The 14,346-nt window shown below is 63.6% G+C and carries 16 protein-coding genes and 1 tRNA gene; 6 read left to right on the top strand and 11 right to left on the bottom strand.

The features are described from left to right. Window positions 1-53: 53 nt before the first annotated feature. Window positions 54-138: transfer RNA gene (locus tag IWX77_RS09830), tRNA-Leu, on the top strand. A 126-nt stretch (window positions 139-264) separates the two neighbouring features. Here IWX77_RS09830 and IWX77_RS09825 read toward each other — a convergent pair. The 4 genes from IWX77_RS09825 to IWX77_RS09810 all read right to left on the bottom strand — a co-directional run bounded on the left by IWX77_RS09825 (window position 265) and on the right by IWX77_RS09810 (window position 3,771). Further along, complete coding sequence (locus IWX77_RS09825; RefSeq protein ID WP_196844332.1) at window positions 265-1,140, bottom strand: ABC transporter permease; 876 nt, start codon at window positions 1,138-1,140, stop codon at window positions 265-267. Beyond that, a complete protein-coding gene (locus tag IWX77_RS09820; protein ID WP_196844331.1) occupies window positions 1,127-2,095 on the bottom strand; it encodes an ABC transporter ATP-binding protein in 969 nt (322 codons plus the stop codon). Before IWX77_RS09820 ends, IWX77_RS09825 begins: the two co-directional genes overlap by 14 nt. A 28-nt stretch (window positions 2,096-2,123) precedes the next feature. Further along, window positions 2,124-3,275, bottom strand: a complete 1,152-nt coding sequence (locus IWX77_RS09815; protein WP_196844330.1) for a LolA family protein — start codon at window positions 3,273-3,275, stop codon at window positions 2,124-2,126. Window positions 3,276-3,390: 115 nt separating this feature from the next. Next, window positions 3,391-3,771 carry a hypothetical protein gene (locus IWX77_RS09810; RefSeq protein ID WP_196844329.1) on the bottom strand — a complete coding sequence of 127 codons (381 nt, stop codon included), beginning with the start codon at window positions 3,769-3,771 and terminating at the stop codon, window positions 3,391-3,393. 93 nt (window positions 3,772-3,864) lie between these two features. Between IWX77_RS09810 and IWX77_RS09805 the strand changes: the two genes are divergently transcribed. Next, entirely contained in the window at window positions 3,865-4,743 is an 879-nt protein-coding gene (locus IWX77_RS09805; protein WP_297413170.1) for a hypothetical protein, read from the top strand. Window positions 4,744-4,747: 4 nt separating this feature from the next. Here IWX77_RS09805 and IWX77_RS09800 read toward each other — a convergent pair whose 3' ends face one another. Further along, window positions 4,748-5,683, bottom strand: coding sequence for a DnaJ domain-containing protein (locus IWX77_RS09800; RefSeq protein ID WP_196844328.1), 936 nt, complete (start codon window positions 5,681-5,683; stop codon window positions 4,748-4,750). A 133-nt stretch (window positions 5,684-5,816) separates the two neighbouring features. On the opposite strand from IWX77_RS09800, the gene IWX77_RS09795 reads away from it, so the two are divergent. After that, the gene (locus tag IWX77_RS09795; protein ID WP_297413169.1) at window positions 5,817-6,464 is read left to right on the top strand and encodes a DUF1345 domain-containing protein; all 648 of its coding nucleotides are present in this window, start codon (window positions 5,817-5,819) and stop codon (window positions 6,462-6,464) included. A gap of 60 nt (window positions 6,465-6,524) precedes the next feature. Here the strand turns inward: IWX77_RS09795 and IWX77_RS09790 are convergent, their stop codons facing one another. The 4 genes from IWX77_RS09790 to IWX77_RS09775 all read right to left on the bottom strand — a co-directional run bounded on the left by IWX77_RS09790 (window position 6,525) and on the right by IWX77_RS09775 (window position 8,706). Further along, window positions 6,525-6,689 carry a hypothetical protein gene (locus IWX77_RS09790; RefSeq protein WP_196844327.1) on the bottom strand — a complete coding sequence of 55 codons (165 nt, stop codon included), beginning with the start codon at window positions 6,687-6,689 and terminating at the stop codon, window positions 6,525-6,527. Between the two features lie 106 nt (window positions 6,690-6,795). Further along, window positions 6,796-7,506 (bottom strand): SOS response-associated peptidase, encoded by a 711-nt coding sequence (locus tag IWX77_RS09785; protein WP_196844326.1) that lies wholly within the window; start codon window positions 7,504-7,506, stop codon window positions 6,796-6,798. A gap of 275 nt (window positions 7,507-7,781) precedes the next feature. After that, on the bottom strand, window positions 7,782-8,324 hold the full coding sequence (locus IWX77_RS09780; RefSeq protein ID WP_196844325.1) for a hypothetical protein: 543 nt from the start codon (window positions 8,322-8,324) through the stop codon (window positions 7,782-7,784). Beyond that, window positions 8,281-8,706, bottom strand: a complete 426-nt coding sequence (locus IWX77_RS09775) for a hypothetical protein (RefSeq protein WP_196844324.1) — start codon at window positions 8,704-8,706, stop codon at window positions 8,281-8,283. Before IWX77_RS09775 ends, IWX77_RS09780 begins: the two co-directional genes overlap by 44 nt. A 500-nt stretch (window positions 8,707-9,206) precedes the next feature. Here IWX77_RS09775 and IWX77_RS09770 point away from each other — a divergent pair, with 500 nt between their 5' ends. Together IWX77_RS09770 and cspE are read left to right on the top strand one after the other, a co-directional pair. Further along, a complete protein-coding gene (locus IWX77_RS09770) occupies window positions 9,207-10,043 on the top strand; it encodes a DUF3097 domain-containing protein (protein ID WP_196844323.1) in 837 nt (278 codons plus the stop codon). Window positions 10,044-10,353: 310 nt separating this feature from the next. Further along, window positions 10,354-10,557 carry a transcription antiterminator/RNA stability regulator CspE gene (cspE, locus tag IWX77_RS09765; RefSeq protein ID WP_035840308.1) on the top strand — a complete coding sequence of 68 codons (204 nt, stop codon included), beginning with the start codon at window positions 10,354-10,356 and terminating at the stop codon, window positions 10,555-10,557. A gap of 93 nt (window positions 10,558-10,650) precedes the next feature. Here cspE and IWX77_RS09760 read toward each other — a convergent pair whose 3' ends face one another. Then, entirely contained in the window at window positions 10,651-11,130 is a 480-nt protein-coding gene (locus tag IWX77_RS09760) for an Lrp/AsnC family transcriptional regulator (RefSeq protein WP_092107921.1), read from the bottom strand. A gap of 106 nt (window positions 11,131-11,236) precedes the next feature. Here IWX77_RS09760 and IWX77_RS09755 point away from each other — a divergent pair, with 106 nt between their 5' ends. Next, window positions 11,237-12,460: a trans-sulfuration enzyme family protein gene (locus IWX77_RS09755; protein WP_196844322.1), complete on the top strand. Its 1,224-nt coding sequence runs from the start codon at window positions 11,237-11,239 to the stop codon at window positions 12,458-12,460. Here the strand turns inward: IWX77_RS09755 and IWX77_RS09750 are convergent. Next, a complete protein-coding gene (locus tag IWX77_RS09750) occupies window positions 12,457-14,274 on the bottom strand; it encodes a DEAD/DEAH box helicase (RefSeq protein WP_297413168.1) in 1,818 nt (605 codons plus the stop codon). The two genes, IWX77_RS09755 and IWX77_RS09750, sit on opposite strands and share 4 nt — an antisense overlap. Window positions 14,275-14,346 lie beyond the last annotated feature (72 nt).

Genomic DNA, 14,346 nt, shown 5'->3' with positions numbered 1-14,346 from the left:
ATCCATGCTAAGTTATTACCTCGGCAGCCGGTTCGTCCGGAGGCCTTCACCCAGTCCGGGTGGCGGAATTGGTAGACGCGCTGGCTTGAGGTGCCAGTGCCCGTTAAGGGCGTGTGGGTTCAATTCCCATCTCGGACACGGAGATTTCTTTCGGGAGATCAACGCGGACTGGTTGAGACAGTTCACAGGGCCGGATCCCAGGGATCCGGCCCTGTCTCGTTAATCCGATTGGATAGTGACGGCACCATTGGCCGGGTAATGATTTCAGGACAAAATATCCTTGGTCACGAACCTGCTGTAGGCCAAGGCACCGAAAACGGCCAGGTAGCAGAGCTGAACGATCGCGTTCTGGCCAAACGAGCCCAGATCGAGGGGCTGCCGCAGCAGGTCGGCAAATCCGAGCCAGTAATGGCTGAACAGCCACGGGTGTAGCCACGACAGTTGCGGAATGACGTCGAGGATCTGCGCTACTACCGACACCACGATTGTCGCCGCCATCGCCCCGACGGGAACATCGGTGAGCGTGGAGATGAAGAGCCCAATCATGGACAGGCCCAGCAGAGACACGGTGACATAGGCGGCCACCAGCAGTGAGCGTAACAGGGACTCGGTCACACTGATGGTGTCGCCAGACAGCAGGGTGACCGGGCCGACCGGGAAAAGGGCGGCGCCGATGAGCGCTCCGGACACCGTAAGAGTCAACGTTGCCACCAGGCAGAACAGGGCGGCACCGACGTACTTGACCAGCAGCAGCCGCACCCGGCCGGCTGGTGCCACCAGAAGGTAGCGTAGAGTACCGAGGCCGGCTTCCCCGGCAATGGTGTCTCCGGCGACCACACCGATGGTGAGTGGCAGAAACAGCGGGATGGCGACGACCATCGCGGTGAAGCCGACAAATAGACCGTTCTGTGTCACTCGGTCAAGAAATGGCGGGCCCTCCCCCGGCGCGAGCGTCGACGACGACAAACGCACCGCAACGGCGAGCAGGATCGGGATGAGCGCGACGGCGACCAGCATGGCCCAGGTACGTCGGCGGCGAAATAGCACCGAAATCTCGGAACCGAGCAGGTCCCATCCTCCTCCGCGGCGCGCGGGGTTCACGCTGCCCGGCACCGAGGGCAGAACTTCACTGGACGACATCAAAACCCTCCCCGGTCAGTGCGACGAAACGTTCTTCCAAGCTCGGCTCTTCGATGGCGAAACCGCGAATGCGCACCCCACCGGCCACGAGGGCCGTCACGATGGCCTCCGGCTGCCAGCGGGTGCTGATGAGCGGCGCGACGACGACCGGGTCAGCAGCATCGATCGCCCTGCGTGCCGGCTCCAGCCCGAGATGGGTGAGCACGCGCATGGCGCCTGCGGCGTCCGGTGTGCGCACGAGGACCCGGGTCTCACCGACCTGCCGCAGCGCGGCCAACGTGCCCTGGGCGACGATGCTACCGGCGCTCATCACGGCGGCGTGCGTGCACATCTGCTCGACCTCGGCGAGCAGATGGCTGGAGACGAACACGGTCGTTCCCTCGGCGGCCAGGGAGCGCACGAGGCTGCGCACCTCCCGGGTGCCCTGGGGGTCGAGGCCGTTCGTGGGCTCATCGAGTATGAGCAGCTCCCGCGGCAGCAGCAGGGCGTTGGCTAGGCCGAGTCGCTGCTTCATTCCGAGCGAATACGCGTGCACTTTCTTGTCGGCCGCATGGGAGAGGCCCACCCGCTCCAGGGCTAGCTGCACCCGTGCCCGGCGGGTACCGCTCGGTGCATGCCGATCAGCGGTGTCGAGCCGCCAGAGGTTCGCCAAACCTGAGAGAAAGGGATAGAACGCCGGGCCTTCGACGAGGGCACCCACGTGGGGCAGCACCTCATGCAGTCGGGTTGGCATGCTCTGGCCGAGTACGGCGATGGTGCCGCTCGTTGCCTGGGTGAGTGCCAGCAGCATGCGAATGCTCGTGGTCTTGCCCGAACCGTTTGGACCCAGAAAGCCAAAGACCGATCCGCGGGGAACCGCAAGGTCAATGCCGTTCACTGCGGTCTGCGTGCCAAACCGCTTCGTCAGACCCCGGGTCTCGATTGCGAGGTCGAGAGCCGGGGGTTGACCGGTCACAGTGTGGCGCGACGCACTGCGATAGAGATCACTCGGCGGCTGCCTGGAGCCTGGCGAGCGGAACAGCGCCGGCGAAAACGCGACCGTCGGTGGCCAAGAAGACCGTCACGAGGGACGTTGACAGGGCCCGACCGCCGCCGACAGCCGTGGTGACCTGTTCGACCATGAGGTTCTTGCTCAGTTCGGCTGGTACGGCGGCCGCGGGCACCTCGACGATGCTGGACCAACCGGTTCCCGTGACGACCGGAACCTCACCCGCTGCCGTGCTGCGGCCGCCCGCGTGATCAGCGGTAGCGCCGTCGGGCATCGCCGGAAGGGCTTGCTCCGTCACCGTGGCGCCGGCGGGCGGCACGAAGTCAAACAGGTCGGTGTTCGGAGCTGCGAAGTTGATGGCGGTAAAGCCAACCTGCAGAGCCGGCGCGCTCTGGCCCTCCGCAAGCACGGTCACCTGCAGGGGCAGGCCGGTCTCGGAGTCGACAGCGATAGAAACGGATGCGACGAGAGTGTCAGCCGTTTTCGGTTTCAGCACCAACTGGTACACGCTGCGCCCGGCAACCCGGGCGTCGGTCCCGACCGACACCGTCGTGCTCGGGTCGAGTTCGCTCAGGAAGCGTTCGGCGAGCTGGGAAGGCGTTGAAAGGTCAGTGGGCAGTTGCGATTCCAGCTCGGTGAATTTCGCTTGGGCGCTAGCGGCGAGATCGGTCGGAAGGCTCAGATGGTTCGCCGCGTTGCTGCTTGAGTCGAACAGCCAGACATCGCTGCCGTTATGCACGACGTCGCGTTCAGCCAGGCGGTCCTTGACCTGCACGCGGGACTGGTCCTGGCCGCCGATAAACACTCGAAACTCGTGGGAGCCACTGAGCAAGTCGAGTGCCGTGGTCAGCGCGCCGGTGGACGACACCGCGGTCGCGCCGTCGGTCGTGCCTTTCGGCGCACCTTCCGTCATGGATTTTTGCATGGATTCAGTCATACCCGGGCTGACGTCCAGTGGGGGGAGTCCGAGATCAGAGGATTGAACGACCGTTCCGGAGAAGGTCGACACGGTGCTGTCGTTCACCAGGAGGAGAACCTGCTCGGGTGTTTTGTCGGGCAGATCGACGGCGGCGCCGGCCTGAAGAGGCACGGCGATCACCGCGGCGACGACGACCGCCGGTACGAGGAAGGCGGGAAGCCATTTCACAGAATTATGAGACATGTTCAACGACCTCTTGCAGTCAGATTCATACTGTGATCGTACGCCCCCAGGGTGCTCGCCAGCTGCGAGATCAGTGTATTTTCAGGTACCGCAACGGTCGTCAGGCGGGTGCACTCTGGACTGTACCCTCGTCGGTGATGCCGATGAACTGGCTGCCGATGCCGTCGCACTCGGTGCGGCCGAAACCGGCGGCCGGCTCGGGCAGCTCGTCGAAGCCATGATTTGAGCAACTGATATAGGTGAACTTCGGCCACCACTTTTTCGGGCGGACGGCTTCGGTATAGCCACAGATCGTGCAGGTGAGCTGAACCCAGACGGGCTTCGTACCGGTGCGATTAGCGCGCGACTGCACCAGCCAGACCGGCGGTTCCGCCTCGAGTTTGGCGAGCTGTCCCTCGCTGAGGCGCGAGGGAATTCCGTGGCGTGCCGCCATTTCCAGCGGAATGTCCAGGCGTAGTGCTGCTTCTCGTCGCGTAATCATCTCAGACAACGATAGGCGTTTGCGTAGTTGGCCGTAGCCTCCGCTGGCCGTCACCGCCTGATTCGGCGCCGACCGTTATGGGACAATAGCGAAATGCCTACGCCTGTGTCCCCGCTCGGACTGCTCCTCGACGTTGACGGTCCGCTTGCCAGCCCGGTCACTCGCACTATTGCTACGCCAAGCATTCTGAGCGACCTGATCACCCTCGCGGCCGGACACGTGCCGATCGCCTTCATCACCGGACGGTCAGCCGACTTCATTCGCGAGCAGGTCGTTGCCCCGCTCGTGGCGGTCGGGCTTCCCGAGACCTTTCGCATGTACGGCGTCTGTGAGAAGGGCGCGGTGTGGTTTCCGATCGGGCCGGGCGGAATGGGTGAGGTGATGGTCGACCGGGCCGTCGCCCTGCCGACGGCTGTCATCGAGGAGGTGCGCAAGGTGGTCACGGAGTCGTTTGCGAACGAAATGTTCTTCGACGAGACCAAGCAGGCAATGATCTCGGTCGAGCAGCGCACCGACGTCAGCCATGAGGACTTTCTCGCCCGCCAACCCGAATTCAACGCCGCCGCATTCGCCATCCTGGTCAAACACGGGCTCGGCGTTCGCTTCGACGATCAGGAGGCTACCGATAGGTGGGGCGAGATTCCGTTTCGGTTGGATGCCACGATCATCTCGACCGATATTGAATCGGTCACGCTCGATAAGGACCATGCCGCGAAACGCGCGCTCGCCTACTTCGCGCAGAGCGGTCCGCTGCCCCGGCTGTGGCGTTCGGTGGGCGATTCCCGCAGCGACTACCGTATGGCTGACCACCTGCATGAAGCCGGCTACGACGTGTCTCATGTGGACGTGCGGCCGTCTGATGGAATTCTGGACCGACCGTACCCGGTCATCGTGATCGGCGACCAGATTCACGATGAGGCCGGGGCTACGTTCCTGCACTATTGGGTCGAGAAACTGGCGCTGCCCGACTGACCGTTTAGGTGTTGACGAAGCGGATGCCGTTCTGGAGGGTGCTGCGCAGCTCGAAGACCTTCTCGAAGCTGCCGCGTTCCATGCCGGCCAATCCGTCGCGCAGCACTCCGACGAGGCGTGACCGCGGGATGACGATGATCATCGGTCGCCGACCGCGTTTGGGCAGCGACACGGGGGCGTCGAGCGCCCGGTCGGGTAGTACGACGATGAGCGCGGTGAAGCGCACCTTGAAGGCCCGGGTGATCATTCGGGCGGCGTCGTCGAACTGGCGGATCGGTCGGTCCTCCTCGGGCAGCTCGTCGCCGACCAGCTCCCCGCGGAGCAGCTGAACCGGGCCGCCCCAGTCCTCGGAGAGAATGCCGAACAGTCCAGCCGGGCCGAGAACGATGTGGTCGATTTTGTCGGTCTGGCCGCCGGTGTCAACGTCATGCCAGGCGGTGAAACCGATGCCGAGGTTCGCCACGAGCTGGGCGGTGGCCTCTTCGGCGAAAGCCTTGGCGAGGCAGTGGCGCACGAGTCGCGGGGCGCTGCGGATGAGGGCGGGGGCGTACGGGTCGTCGATGACCGTACCGCGGCCGGCCCATTCGCGCACTAAATCGAGGTATCTCAGCCTCGCCTGGCCGCCAGGGTGACCGTGCATGCGGGTTTTCAGGCTGGATTTCGTGGCCGGGCCGCTGGCGGAGGGGGCGGCGTAGGCATCCCCTGGGGCAGTCTGCTCGGGGTTATCAAAGCGTCGATGATCGTAGGCGGCCCGACTTTCGGGGCTGCCAATGCGCTCCCAAGCGAGCTGCACGGCGTGAAATTCGGTCGCGGTGCCGCCGACATCAGGGTGGGTTTGGCGCAAGAGCAACCGGTAAGCGCGACGCAGCTCATCGTCGGTCGCGGTTGGACTCACGCCAAGAACCTCGTAGGGGGTGGATGCGGCCGGGCTGTCTTGCATCCTGGGCGGGACCTTTCCGTGTTCGGGTAATCGGTGCGAAATCGATTGGACATCAACATTACCGCGCGATTCTGTTACCGGGCCGACGGTTCCTGCTGCGGTTGACCGGACCATTGTGTGCCACGATCGGCCTGTGACCATTCCACTTGCACACCTGCACCGGTACAGCACCCGGCTCGTCGTCATGCTCGTGGTCGGGATAGTCGTGGGTGTGGCGGCAGGGCTACCGGGTGACTGGGCCCTCGCGGTGATCCTCGGTTGGGCGGCCGCCTGCGTGACCTACATCGGCTGGGTCTGGATCGTCATCGGCCGTCAGGATGCGGACTCGACGGCCAGTCACGCGATCCGCGAAGATCCGTCGCGGGGCGCCTCGGAATTTCTCATTCTTTTCGCCGGGCTTGCAAGCCTGGGTGCGATCGTCGTATTGCTGCTCGGCACCCCCGCGACCTCGGGGTCGCAGCGCGGGCTGCTGGCCGGGGTGGCCATTGCGAGCGTTGCCCTGTCCTGGGTTCTCGTGCACACCCTGTTCACTCTGCGCTACGCGTCGCTGTATTACAGCGACTCCCCTGGCGGCATCGATTTCAACCAGACCGAAGCGCCGCGGTACAGCGACTTTGCCTACCTGGCCTTCACAATCGGTATGACCTATCAGGTCTCAGACACGAGTATTCAAAATCACTCGCTGCGGATGACGACGCTGCGCCACGCGCTGCTGTCGTTTCCGTTCGGCTCGGTGATTTTGGCCACGCTCATCAACCTCGTGGCTGGGTTGTTGCACTAGCCGCCCGCCCGCGTGAAACGTGACGGGCGCTGGAGGGGCCTTGGGGCCGGCTGGTTCGGCTTAGTCGCGCACCAGGTGAAACGGGATCGCCATGGCGACGGACACGCACAGGATTCCGCCGATGAAAATCGGCGCCATCAGGGACGTGGCAGAGAAGGCCAGGCCGAACAGCCAGAAACCGAAGACGAAGATCGCAAACGCGACGATGAAGGCGACAATGTGCATGGGTGATCCTTTCACGGCAGCGCCCGCGGAATTTCGTCACGTCACTGCTTCGAGCGTACGTAGTTGATCGTACTGATTCGAGCGTACCGGTTAGGGCCGGGTGCATTTACATCGAATCGTTGTTGACCGGCTCGATCAGTTCTGGGCCGTTACCTGTTACCGGGGTGACCTCATAGAAGTTGAGTGACTCTACGACCTGGCGGGAGGCCACCACGGCTGAATCGACCAGTAGTTGGTCGCCCTCGGTCCGCGGATCCAGCCACTGGTCCCACCATTCCTCCGGCAGGGCGACTGGTGTGCGGTCGTGAATCCGCGCCAGCGGACCGACGGCGTCCGTTGTCAGAATGGTGGCGGACAGCACCCAGCGGGCCGGATCGTTATCGGCTGCGGCCGGATTCTTCCACCAGGAATACAAACCTGCGAAGGCGAGCGGCAGGCCATCGTCGGAGTGGATGAAGTACGGAGTCTTCACCGTGCCCTCGGTGTGCCACTCGAAGTAGCCTGTTGCCGGAACCAGGGCACGTCGTGACCGCACGGATGCCTTAAAGGTCGGTTTCTCGGCAACGGTTTCGGCCCGAGCGTTGAAGGTAGAGAATTTCGAGGTCGGTTCCGTCGCGAACGACGGGATCAATGACCAGCGGGCCGATTCCAGCCGGCGGACGGCCGGGTCGGTTCTCGCGGATTCGAGCACGATCGGAATCTGCTCGGTCGGCCGAATATTCCACGACGGTTCCGGCAGGTTTTCCCCCTCATGTTCGACATCGAACATGGCAGCCAGATCGGGCGCTGTATCGGTAATGATAAATCGACCACACATGCCTTTAGAATATCGGGTTGTGTTTCACCGTCGTATTTTCCGGTGCAGCAATGCGGTGGATGGGATTATGGGGCCCGCGTTCGCGACCTTAGGCTCTTGACCTACTGGCACGTGCGTTCGATAGTGATGGATGTCGAACGTGACAGCGGGAACTCATCGCCCTGCCGTTGGCGGGGCACTCTGGATGGCAGCACACTGCTGAGCACATCAGGCCACTGAGCTGTTGCACTCGCGTATTGACGGTCCGCATGCCAGTGACCTTTCGGTGTTGTTCGTCATGTTCGATGACGATGGCGACGGTTTTGCCGGCGCCGACCTCCCCGGTGATCACGCCGAGATGACGTTGGCTCCGCACCAATCGATGCGGGCGACCGCTTCCCACTGTGACGGGTGCGCGTGCAGGGCCTGCGACGGACCATCACGACTGAATGGCGTGCACGTGAAACCGTAATGGGTTTAAAGCAGGCGGACGATACGCATTCGAAGACGACCGTCCGGGCTGCAGCGGGTGTGGCCGCCAGTAGTGGCGGGGTGGGCATCGTGTCGAAGCTGATCGAGTGGACCTTCAGGGCCGCCTTGTGGCGAATCTCAGAAAAGAGCGGGTAATCGTCGATCGAGGACGCGTGTACCGCGCGGGCATCAGCGTCTTTGACAGCGTTGACGGCTTTGCTGTGAACGTGACGTTTGATCTCCAACAGCACCGCTTCGGCTGCGGGAACACCGTTGCCGGCGGAGACGGTCATCGGCCCGGCCAGATCGAACGGCGAGCCGTTGTTAACGTAAGAAAGTTCCGGGAACGCCGCGGGCTTGCAGGCCATCACCCACCCCGAGCTCGTTCGGATAGTCCGCTTCGAACCGGCCGCACACCTCCCCGTTCCCCGTCGGAATGTGCAGCGTGCCACAGTGACGCAGTAACACTGATTCCGACGACGCATCCCCGAGAGTGTCGGCCATGATGCGGCGGATCTGATCCGCTGTGCGCGCCGAGCGTTCCAGCTTCACCGTCGCCTCCAACTCGAGGATCTGCGCCGAAGTGAGCGCTCCCTGCGCGCGGGATTTCGGCTTGAGACCATAAAGCCCTCGCGGTGCCAAGCGCGAATTGGCCTGCTGCGGGGACTTCAAACCGCGGAACCAATGGATTCTCTGACGCTGGCAGGGCTGGCTGCTGATGACCATAATGATGCCGACGCACTCTGACATCGACCCTGCCATCCTCTGCCTCACAACGCCCGTCGCGCTCCGCAGTGTCATCAACGCCGCAATGTCATCAACTCCGCAGTGTCATCAACGCCGCAGTGTCATCAACGCCGCAGTGTCATCAACTCCGCAGTGTCATCAACTCAGTACCATCAACGATCGAGGAAGAACCAACACCCGATCCGGCACACGCGGGACCGGCTCGGGCAGGAGAACGGCCGTTGTATCGAAGGCGGGGTGTGCTCACCCACCGCCAGCGCCCCACCACCGCGAATGGAGTGACATTCATCAATCTGGATGACGAGACCGGAACGCTCGACGTCATCGCGGGATCGGTGTCTGGAATCGCTTCCGGCGCATCGCCCGCGAATCCCCGGCTCTCATCGTGCGCGGCGTGCCCGAACGCTCGCCGGAAGAAGTGATCAACGCGGTGGTCTATAAATTTGATCCACGCACCGTGGTCGTGCAGACCATGTCGCAGGACTTCCGCTAGCGTCAATGCAATGGACGATCGATACAGTGCAGACGTGCTCTCCCCCGGTTGGCGTGAGGCCGGCCGCATTACGATTCCGACGCAGGAAGCCACTCGTGACCTGGTCGTCGAAGAAGTCGCCACCGGATTTTGCGGTGCCGTCCTACGAGTGGAAAAAAAAATCGTCACGCTGGAAGATCGGCACGGCACGCTGCGACTGTTTCCGCTCGGCTCCGGTTTTCTGATCGACGGCCGTCCCGTCACCCTGGTTGCTCCGACGATGGCTGCGGCACTGGGGCGGACGCGCACGGCCTCGGGGTCGACAGCCGTACCCAACGCACCCGCTCGTGTCGCCCGCGCCAGCCGCATTTTTGTCGAGGGACGGCACGATGCCGAACTGGTTGAAAAGGTTTGGGGCGCCGACCTGCGTATCGAGGGCGTCGTTGTGGAATACATCGAAGGAGTCGACAACCTCGACGAAATGCTCCGCGAATTTCGTCCGGGTACGGGACGCAGGGTGGGGGTACTGGTAGACCACCTCGTCCCCGGATCCAAGGAGAGCCGCATTGCCGACGCCGTGGCACTCGGGCCGTTCGCAGCGAACGTGCTCGTCGTTGGGCATCCGTTCATCGACGTCTGGCAATCGGTGAAGCCTGCCCGGGTGGGCCTCACTGCCTGGCCCCAGATACCGCGGAGTATTGAATGGAAGCACGGCATCTGCGACGCGCTCGGCTGGCCGCACGATGAGCAGGCTGACATCGCCCGGGCGTGGCAGCGCATTCTTGGGCAGGTGCGCACGTTTGCGGATCTCGAACCGCAACTTCTGGGACGAGTGGAACACCTGATCGACTTCGTGACAGCCGAATAACTCATTTACATCAGCTCTCGAAAATTTCATGGAGCGCGAAGTGGGCAGTGGTAGACCCGGAGTTCACCTATTTTTTTCCAGCAAACGTAACGCTTTCGTGTCAAAAAGGTCGGGAATTCCTAAACAATCCAGACTTGTGGGCTAGTGTTGGATACGAAGTTGTAGTGCTTGCACGTCTTAAACGTACTGATTGTGATTCATCTGGATCGCAGCTGGTGCGCCACATTCCTTTCGGAAGCGGACGACGAATACCGCGACGAACGGTCCCGACAGTCGGGGCCGATCTAACACTCCTGGAGGAGTTTTACAAATGGCAACAGGTACCGTGAAATGGTTCAACGCTGAAAAGGGCTTCGGCTTTATCGCACCCGACGACGGAAGCGCCGATGTTTTCGCGCACTACTCCGCGATCGCGTCGAATGGCTACAAGTCCCTCGATGAGAACCAGAAGGTCGAGTTCGAGGTAACCCAGGGCCCCAAGGGTCCTCAGGCCGAGAACATCCGCGCCCTCTAAATAGAGCTTGCGAAGAACGCCTCCCGCTTCGGCGGGAGGCGTTCTTGTTTAAACCATCGACACCAACCGACTGTTGGCCCGGCCGATGCCGACCTACTTCACCAGATCTTGCCACCCGTCACCGTCGACGTACTCAAAGATCAGATTCGTCTCGGTGTGGGCGACGGCGGGATGCTCCGCGAGGTGTTCCAGCACAAAATCACGCAGATGAGACGCATCCGCTGCGGCCACGTGCAACAGGTAGTCGTCAGCACCGGCGGTGTGGAACAGTCCGATCACGCCGGGCCAGTGCGGGGCAGCATTACGGAAGTCGTCGATCTGCACCCGAGCGTGCTTGGCCAGACGCACCGATATGAGCGCCTGCAGGCTTGCGCCGAGCGCGGCCAGGTCGATATTGGCGCGGTAGCCACGAATGTGGCCGAGCTGCTGAAGCCGGCGCAGGCGCAGGGACACGGTGGACTCGGCGACGCCGATTTCGCTCGCCAGGGCTGCCCCCGAGGCCCGGGCATTGACCGACAGGGCGCGCAGCAGGGCGCGGTCAACCCGGTCAAGTTCCGGCTTCTTCGATTCCATCAAGTGGCTCCCTCGTTACCAAGGAGTTTATGCGATTCGATGAGATGTTTCGCAAGGGTCTGCAGTGTCACTTGCGCGCAAGCACAGAATCTGTTTCTGTGGGGGCATGCTGCCACCGTTGTCACATATTGAAACCCTTGCCGTGCATGCCGGAATGGACGGCCTCACCGAGGCCGGCGTTCACGTTCCCGGTATCGACCTATCGACCACTAATCCGCTGCGCGGCGTCGAATCGGGTGGTGAGGCGTACGAGAATCTCGCGACCGGAGGAACCCCGAACCCCGGGGATTCCGCGGTCTATCAACGCCTGTGGCAGCCCGGAGTCGCCCGCTTCGAAAGTGCACTCGCGGCGTTGGAGCAGGCCGAGGGAACGGTGGCCTTCGCCACCGGGATGGCCGCCCTCACCGCAACGTTGATCGCGACGGTCACCGCCGGCAAACCCCATATCGCGGCCCTGCGCCCCTTGTACGGCGGAACCGATCATGTCCTGGCGAGCGGGCTACTCGGCACGACGGTGACCTGGACCGATCTCGCCGGCCTGACTGCGGCCATCCGCTCGGATACCGGCCTGGTCATTCTGGAAACGCCCGCCAACCCGACCCTCGAGCTGACGGACATTCGGGCGGTGGTGCACGCCGCCGGCGACGTTCCGGTGTTGGTGGACAACACATTCGCGACCCCGGTCCTCCAGCAACCGCTGCAATCGGGCGCCACGCTGGTGCTGCACAGCGCGACCAAGTTTCTCGGCGGGCACGGCGACGCCATGGGCGGAACTGTCTCCGGCCCCAAGGAGTGGATGGTGCGCCTGCGCCAGGTGCGCGCTCTCACCGGTGGCTTGCTGACGCCGTTCAGTGCCTACTTGCTGCATCGTGGTTTGCGCACGCTGCCGGTGCGGGTGCGGGCTCAACAGGAGACAGCCGGTGAGGTGGCGAGGCGGTTGGCTGGCCACCCCGCGCTGGTTCGAGTGCTCTACCCCGGTCTGCCCGGCCAAGACCCCCAGGGGTTGATCGGGCGCCAGTGTTCCGGAGCCGGGTCGCTCCTGGCACTGGATTTCGGCAGCTATGCGGCGGCCCTGCGATTCACCGAAACGCTTCGCCTGATCACCCATGCTGTGTCTCTCGGCGGGGTCGATTCGCTCGTGCAGCATCCGGCCTCGCTCACGCACCGGCCGGTCGCTGCCGACGCACGCCCGGCCGCCGGCATCGTGCGCATCTCCATCGGGCTGGAACACATCGATGACCTCATGGACGACATTCTGACCGCCCTGCTGGTCGCCCGTGTGCCGGTGGGAGCCGGGACCCCTGGCTGGTCGGCGCAGTCACCGAACTAACTGCGGCCGAGACGGCGCCGGAGCAGGTCGATGCGCATCTGCAGCTGGGTGACGCTGGCCTGGGCGACGGCCGGGCCGCCGCACAGCCGACGCAGTTCGGCGTGGATCATGCCGTGTGGTTCGTTTGCGAGTTTCGACCACATACCCACGAGGCTGGACAGCAGTGTGCGCTGTTCCTTGAGCGTGCGGTAGAGCGGCGGCGGATCGAGCGGGGCGATTTCACCGGTCACCGGATCTTTTCGCTTGTCGGTGGAACGCTTGGACTGCCGAGATTGGCGTTGCCGCAGCAGCTCCGAGACCTGTTCCGGCTCGAGCAGGCCCGGGATGCCGATGAAATCGAATTCCTCATCGGTGCCCGGCTCGGCGAGCTCGCCGAATTCGTCACCGTCGAACATGACCATGTCGAAGGTCGCCTGGGATTCGAGGGCCTGCCAGGTGAAATCGTCTTGGCCCAGGTCGTCGGAGGCTTTGTCTTCTTTGTTGGCCGCGGCGACCATGGCGTCTTCAGGGTTGAACATGCCGTCGTCGCCGTCGTCACGGTTGCTGCGGTCGAGGGCGTGGTCACGTTCCAGTTCGAGCGCGTTGGCGAGGCTGAGCAGCCCGGGAACGTTCGGCAGAAAAATGGATGCCGTCTCACCACGCCGGCGGGCCCGCACGAACCGGCCGATCGCCTGGGCGAAGTAGAGCGGGGTGGCCGCGCTCGTCGCGTACACGCCGACGGCCAGGCGCGGTACATCAACCCCCTCGGACACCATGCGCACGGCGACCATCCAACGACGGGTGTTCTTGGAGAACTCGTCGATGCGATCGCTCGCCTCTTTCTCATCGGACAGCACGATGGTGACCGGCTCACCACAGATGTCCTCCAGAATGACAGCGTAGGCGCGTGCAGTGGTCTGGTCGGTGGCAATGACGAGACCACCGGCATCCGGAATGCCGTGCCGCACCTCGGTCAGCCGGGAATTCGCGGCGCGCAGCACGGCGGGAATCCACTGCCCGCTCGGTTCGAGTGCGGTGCGCCAGGCCTGGCTCGTGATGTCCTTGGTGTTACCCTCGCCGAGCTTGGCTTCCATCTCGTCACCGGCCCGGGTTCGCCACTTCATATGCCCGGCGTACACCATGAACATCACCGGGCGCACGACGCCGTCAGAGAGGGCGCGGCCGTAACCGTAGGCATAGTCGCTCTGGGACATGCGGATGCCATGTTTGTCGGGCAGATAGCTGACAAACGGAATCGGCGAGGTGTCGGAGCGGAACGGGGTACCGGTCAGTGACAGCCGACGGGTGGCCGGTCCGAAGGCCTCGCGAATCGCGTCGCCCCAACTCAGGGCGTCTCCCCCGTGGTGAATCTCATCGAGAATGACGAGGGTGCGGCTCGACTCGGTGAGCTGCTTGTGCAGCGCAGCGCGAGCGGCCACCTGAGCGTAGGTGACGACGATCCCGTGATAGTGGCTGCCGTAGCTACGGTCGGCATTCTTGAACATCGGATCGAGACGGATGCCCGCGCGTGCTGCCGCATCCGCCCACTGGTTCTTGAGATGCTCGGTGGGGGCCACGACGGTGATGCGGTCGATGGTGCGACGAGAACGCAGTTCGGCGGCGAGGCGCAGGGCGAAGGTGGTCTTGCCGGCGCCGGGGGTGGCCGCGGCCAGAAAGTCGCGTGGCTCGTGCACAAAATAGGCTTCTAGCGCCTCGGCCTGCCAGGCGCGCAGCTTACCGGCGGTACCCCAGGCCGCACGTTCGGGGAAGGACGGCGACAGGTGTTCGGCTGCACGTGTTCCCTGTGCGGGACCGAAAACCGATGGAGTATTCACTTCTGCTAAATCTACCAAAGCCCATCGGCCTTCGCGTGCGTCACTGGGTTCGACCAGGGAGGGGTGTTCCGA

The organism is Cryobacterium sp. CAN_C2 (genome assembly GCF_015751745.1).
In the GTDB taxonomy this organism is placed as follows: Bacteria; Actinomycetota; Actinomycetes; order Actinomycetales; family Microbacteriaceae; genus Cryobacterium.
The sequence above is the reverse complement of the archived record's forward strand: the minus strand, read 5'-3'. Positions and strand labels throughout refer to the sequence as shown.

Bases quoted from the DNA above. Each gene is read 5' to 3' on its own strand.
- IWX77_RS09755 (WP_196844322.1), top strand. From the start codon at position 11,237: ATGCTGCCACCGTTGTCACATATTGAAACCCTTGCCGTGCATGCCGGA.
- IWX77_RS09760 (WP_092107921.1), bottom strand. From the start codon at position 11,130: ATGGAATCGAAGAAGCCGGAACTTGACCGGGTTGACCGCGCCCTGCTG.
- IWX77_RS09775 (WP_196844324.1), bottom strand. From the start codon at position 8,706: ATGTCAGAGTGCGTCGGCATCATTATGGTCATCAGCAGCCAGCCCTGC.
- IWX77_RS09780 (WP_196844325.1), bottom strand. From the start codon at position 8,324: ATGGCCTGCAAGCCCGCGGCGTTCCCGGAACTTTCTTACGTTAACAAC.
- IWX77_RS09785 (WP_196844326.1), bottom strand. From the start codon at position 7,506: ATGTGTGGTCGATTTATCATTACCGATACAGCGCCCGATCTGGCTGCC.
- IWX77_RS09790 (WP_196844327.1), bottom strand. From the start codon at position 6,689: ATGCACATTGTCGCCTTCATCGTCGCGTTTGCGATCTTCGTCTTCGGT.
- IWX77_RS09825 (WP_196844332.1), bottom strand. From the start codon at position 1,140: ATGTCGTCCAGTGAAGTTCTGCCCTCGGTGCCGGGCAGCGTGAACCCC.
- IWX77_RS09805 (WP_297413170.1), top strand. From the start codon at position 3,865: ATGCCTACGCCTGTGTCCCCGCTCGGACTGCTCCTCGACGTTGACGGT.
- IWX77_RS09770 (WP_196844323.1), top strand. From the start codon at position 9,207: ATGGACGATCGATACAGTGCAGACGTGCTCTCCCCCGGTTGGCGTGAG.
- IWX77_RS09800 (WP_196844328.1), bottom strand. From the start codon at position 5,683: ATGCAAGACAGCCCGGCCGCATCCACCCCCTACGAGGTTCTTGGCGTG.
- cspE (WP_035840308.1), top strand. From the start codon at position 10,354: ATGGCAACAGGTACCGTGAAATGGTTCAACGCTGAAAAGGGCTTCGGC.
- IWX77_RS09810 (WP_196844329.1), bottom strand. From the start codon at position 3,771: ATGATTACGCGACGAGAAGCAGCACTACGCCTGGACATTCCGCTGGAA.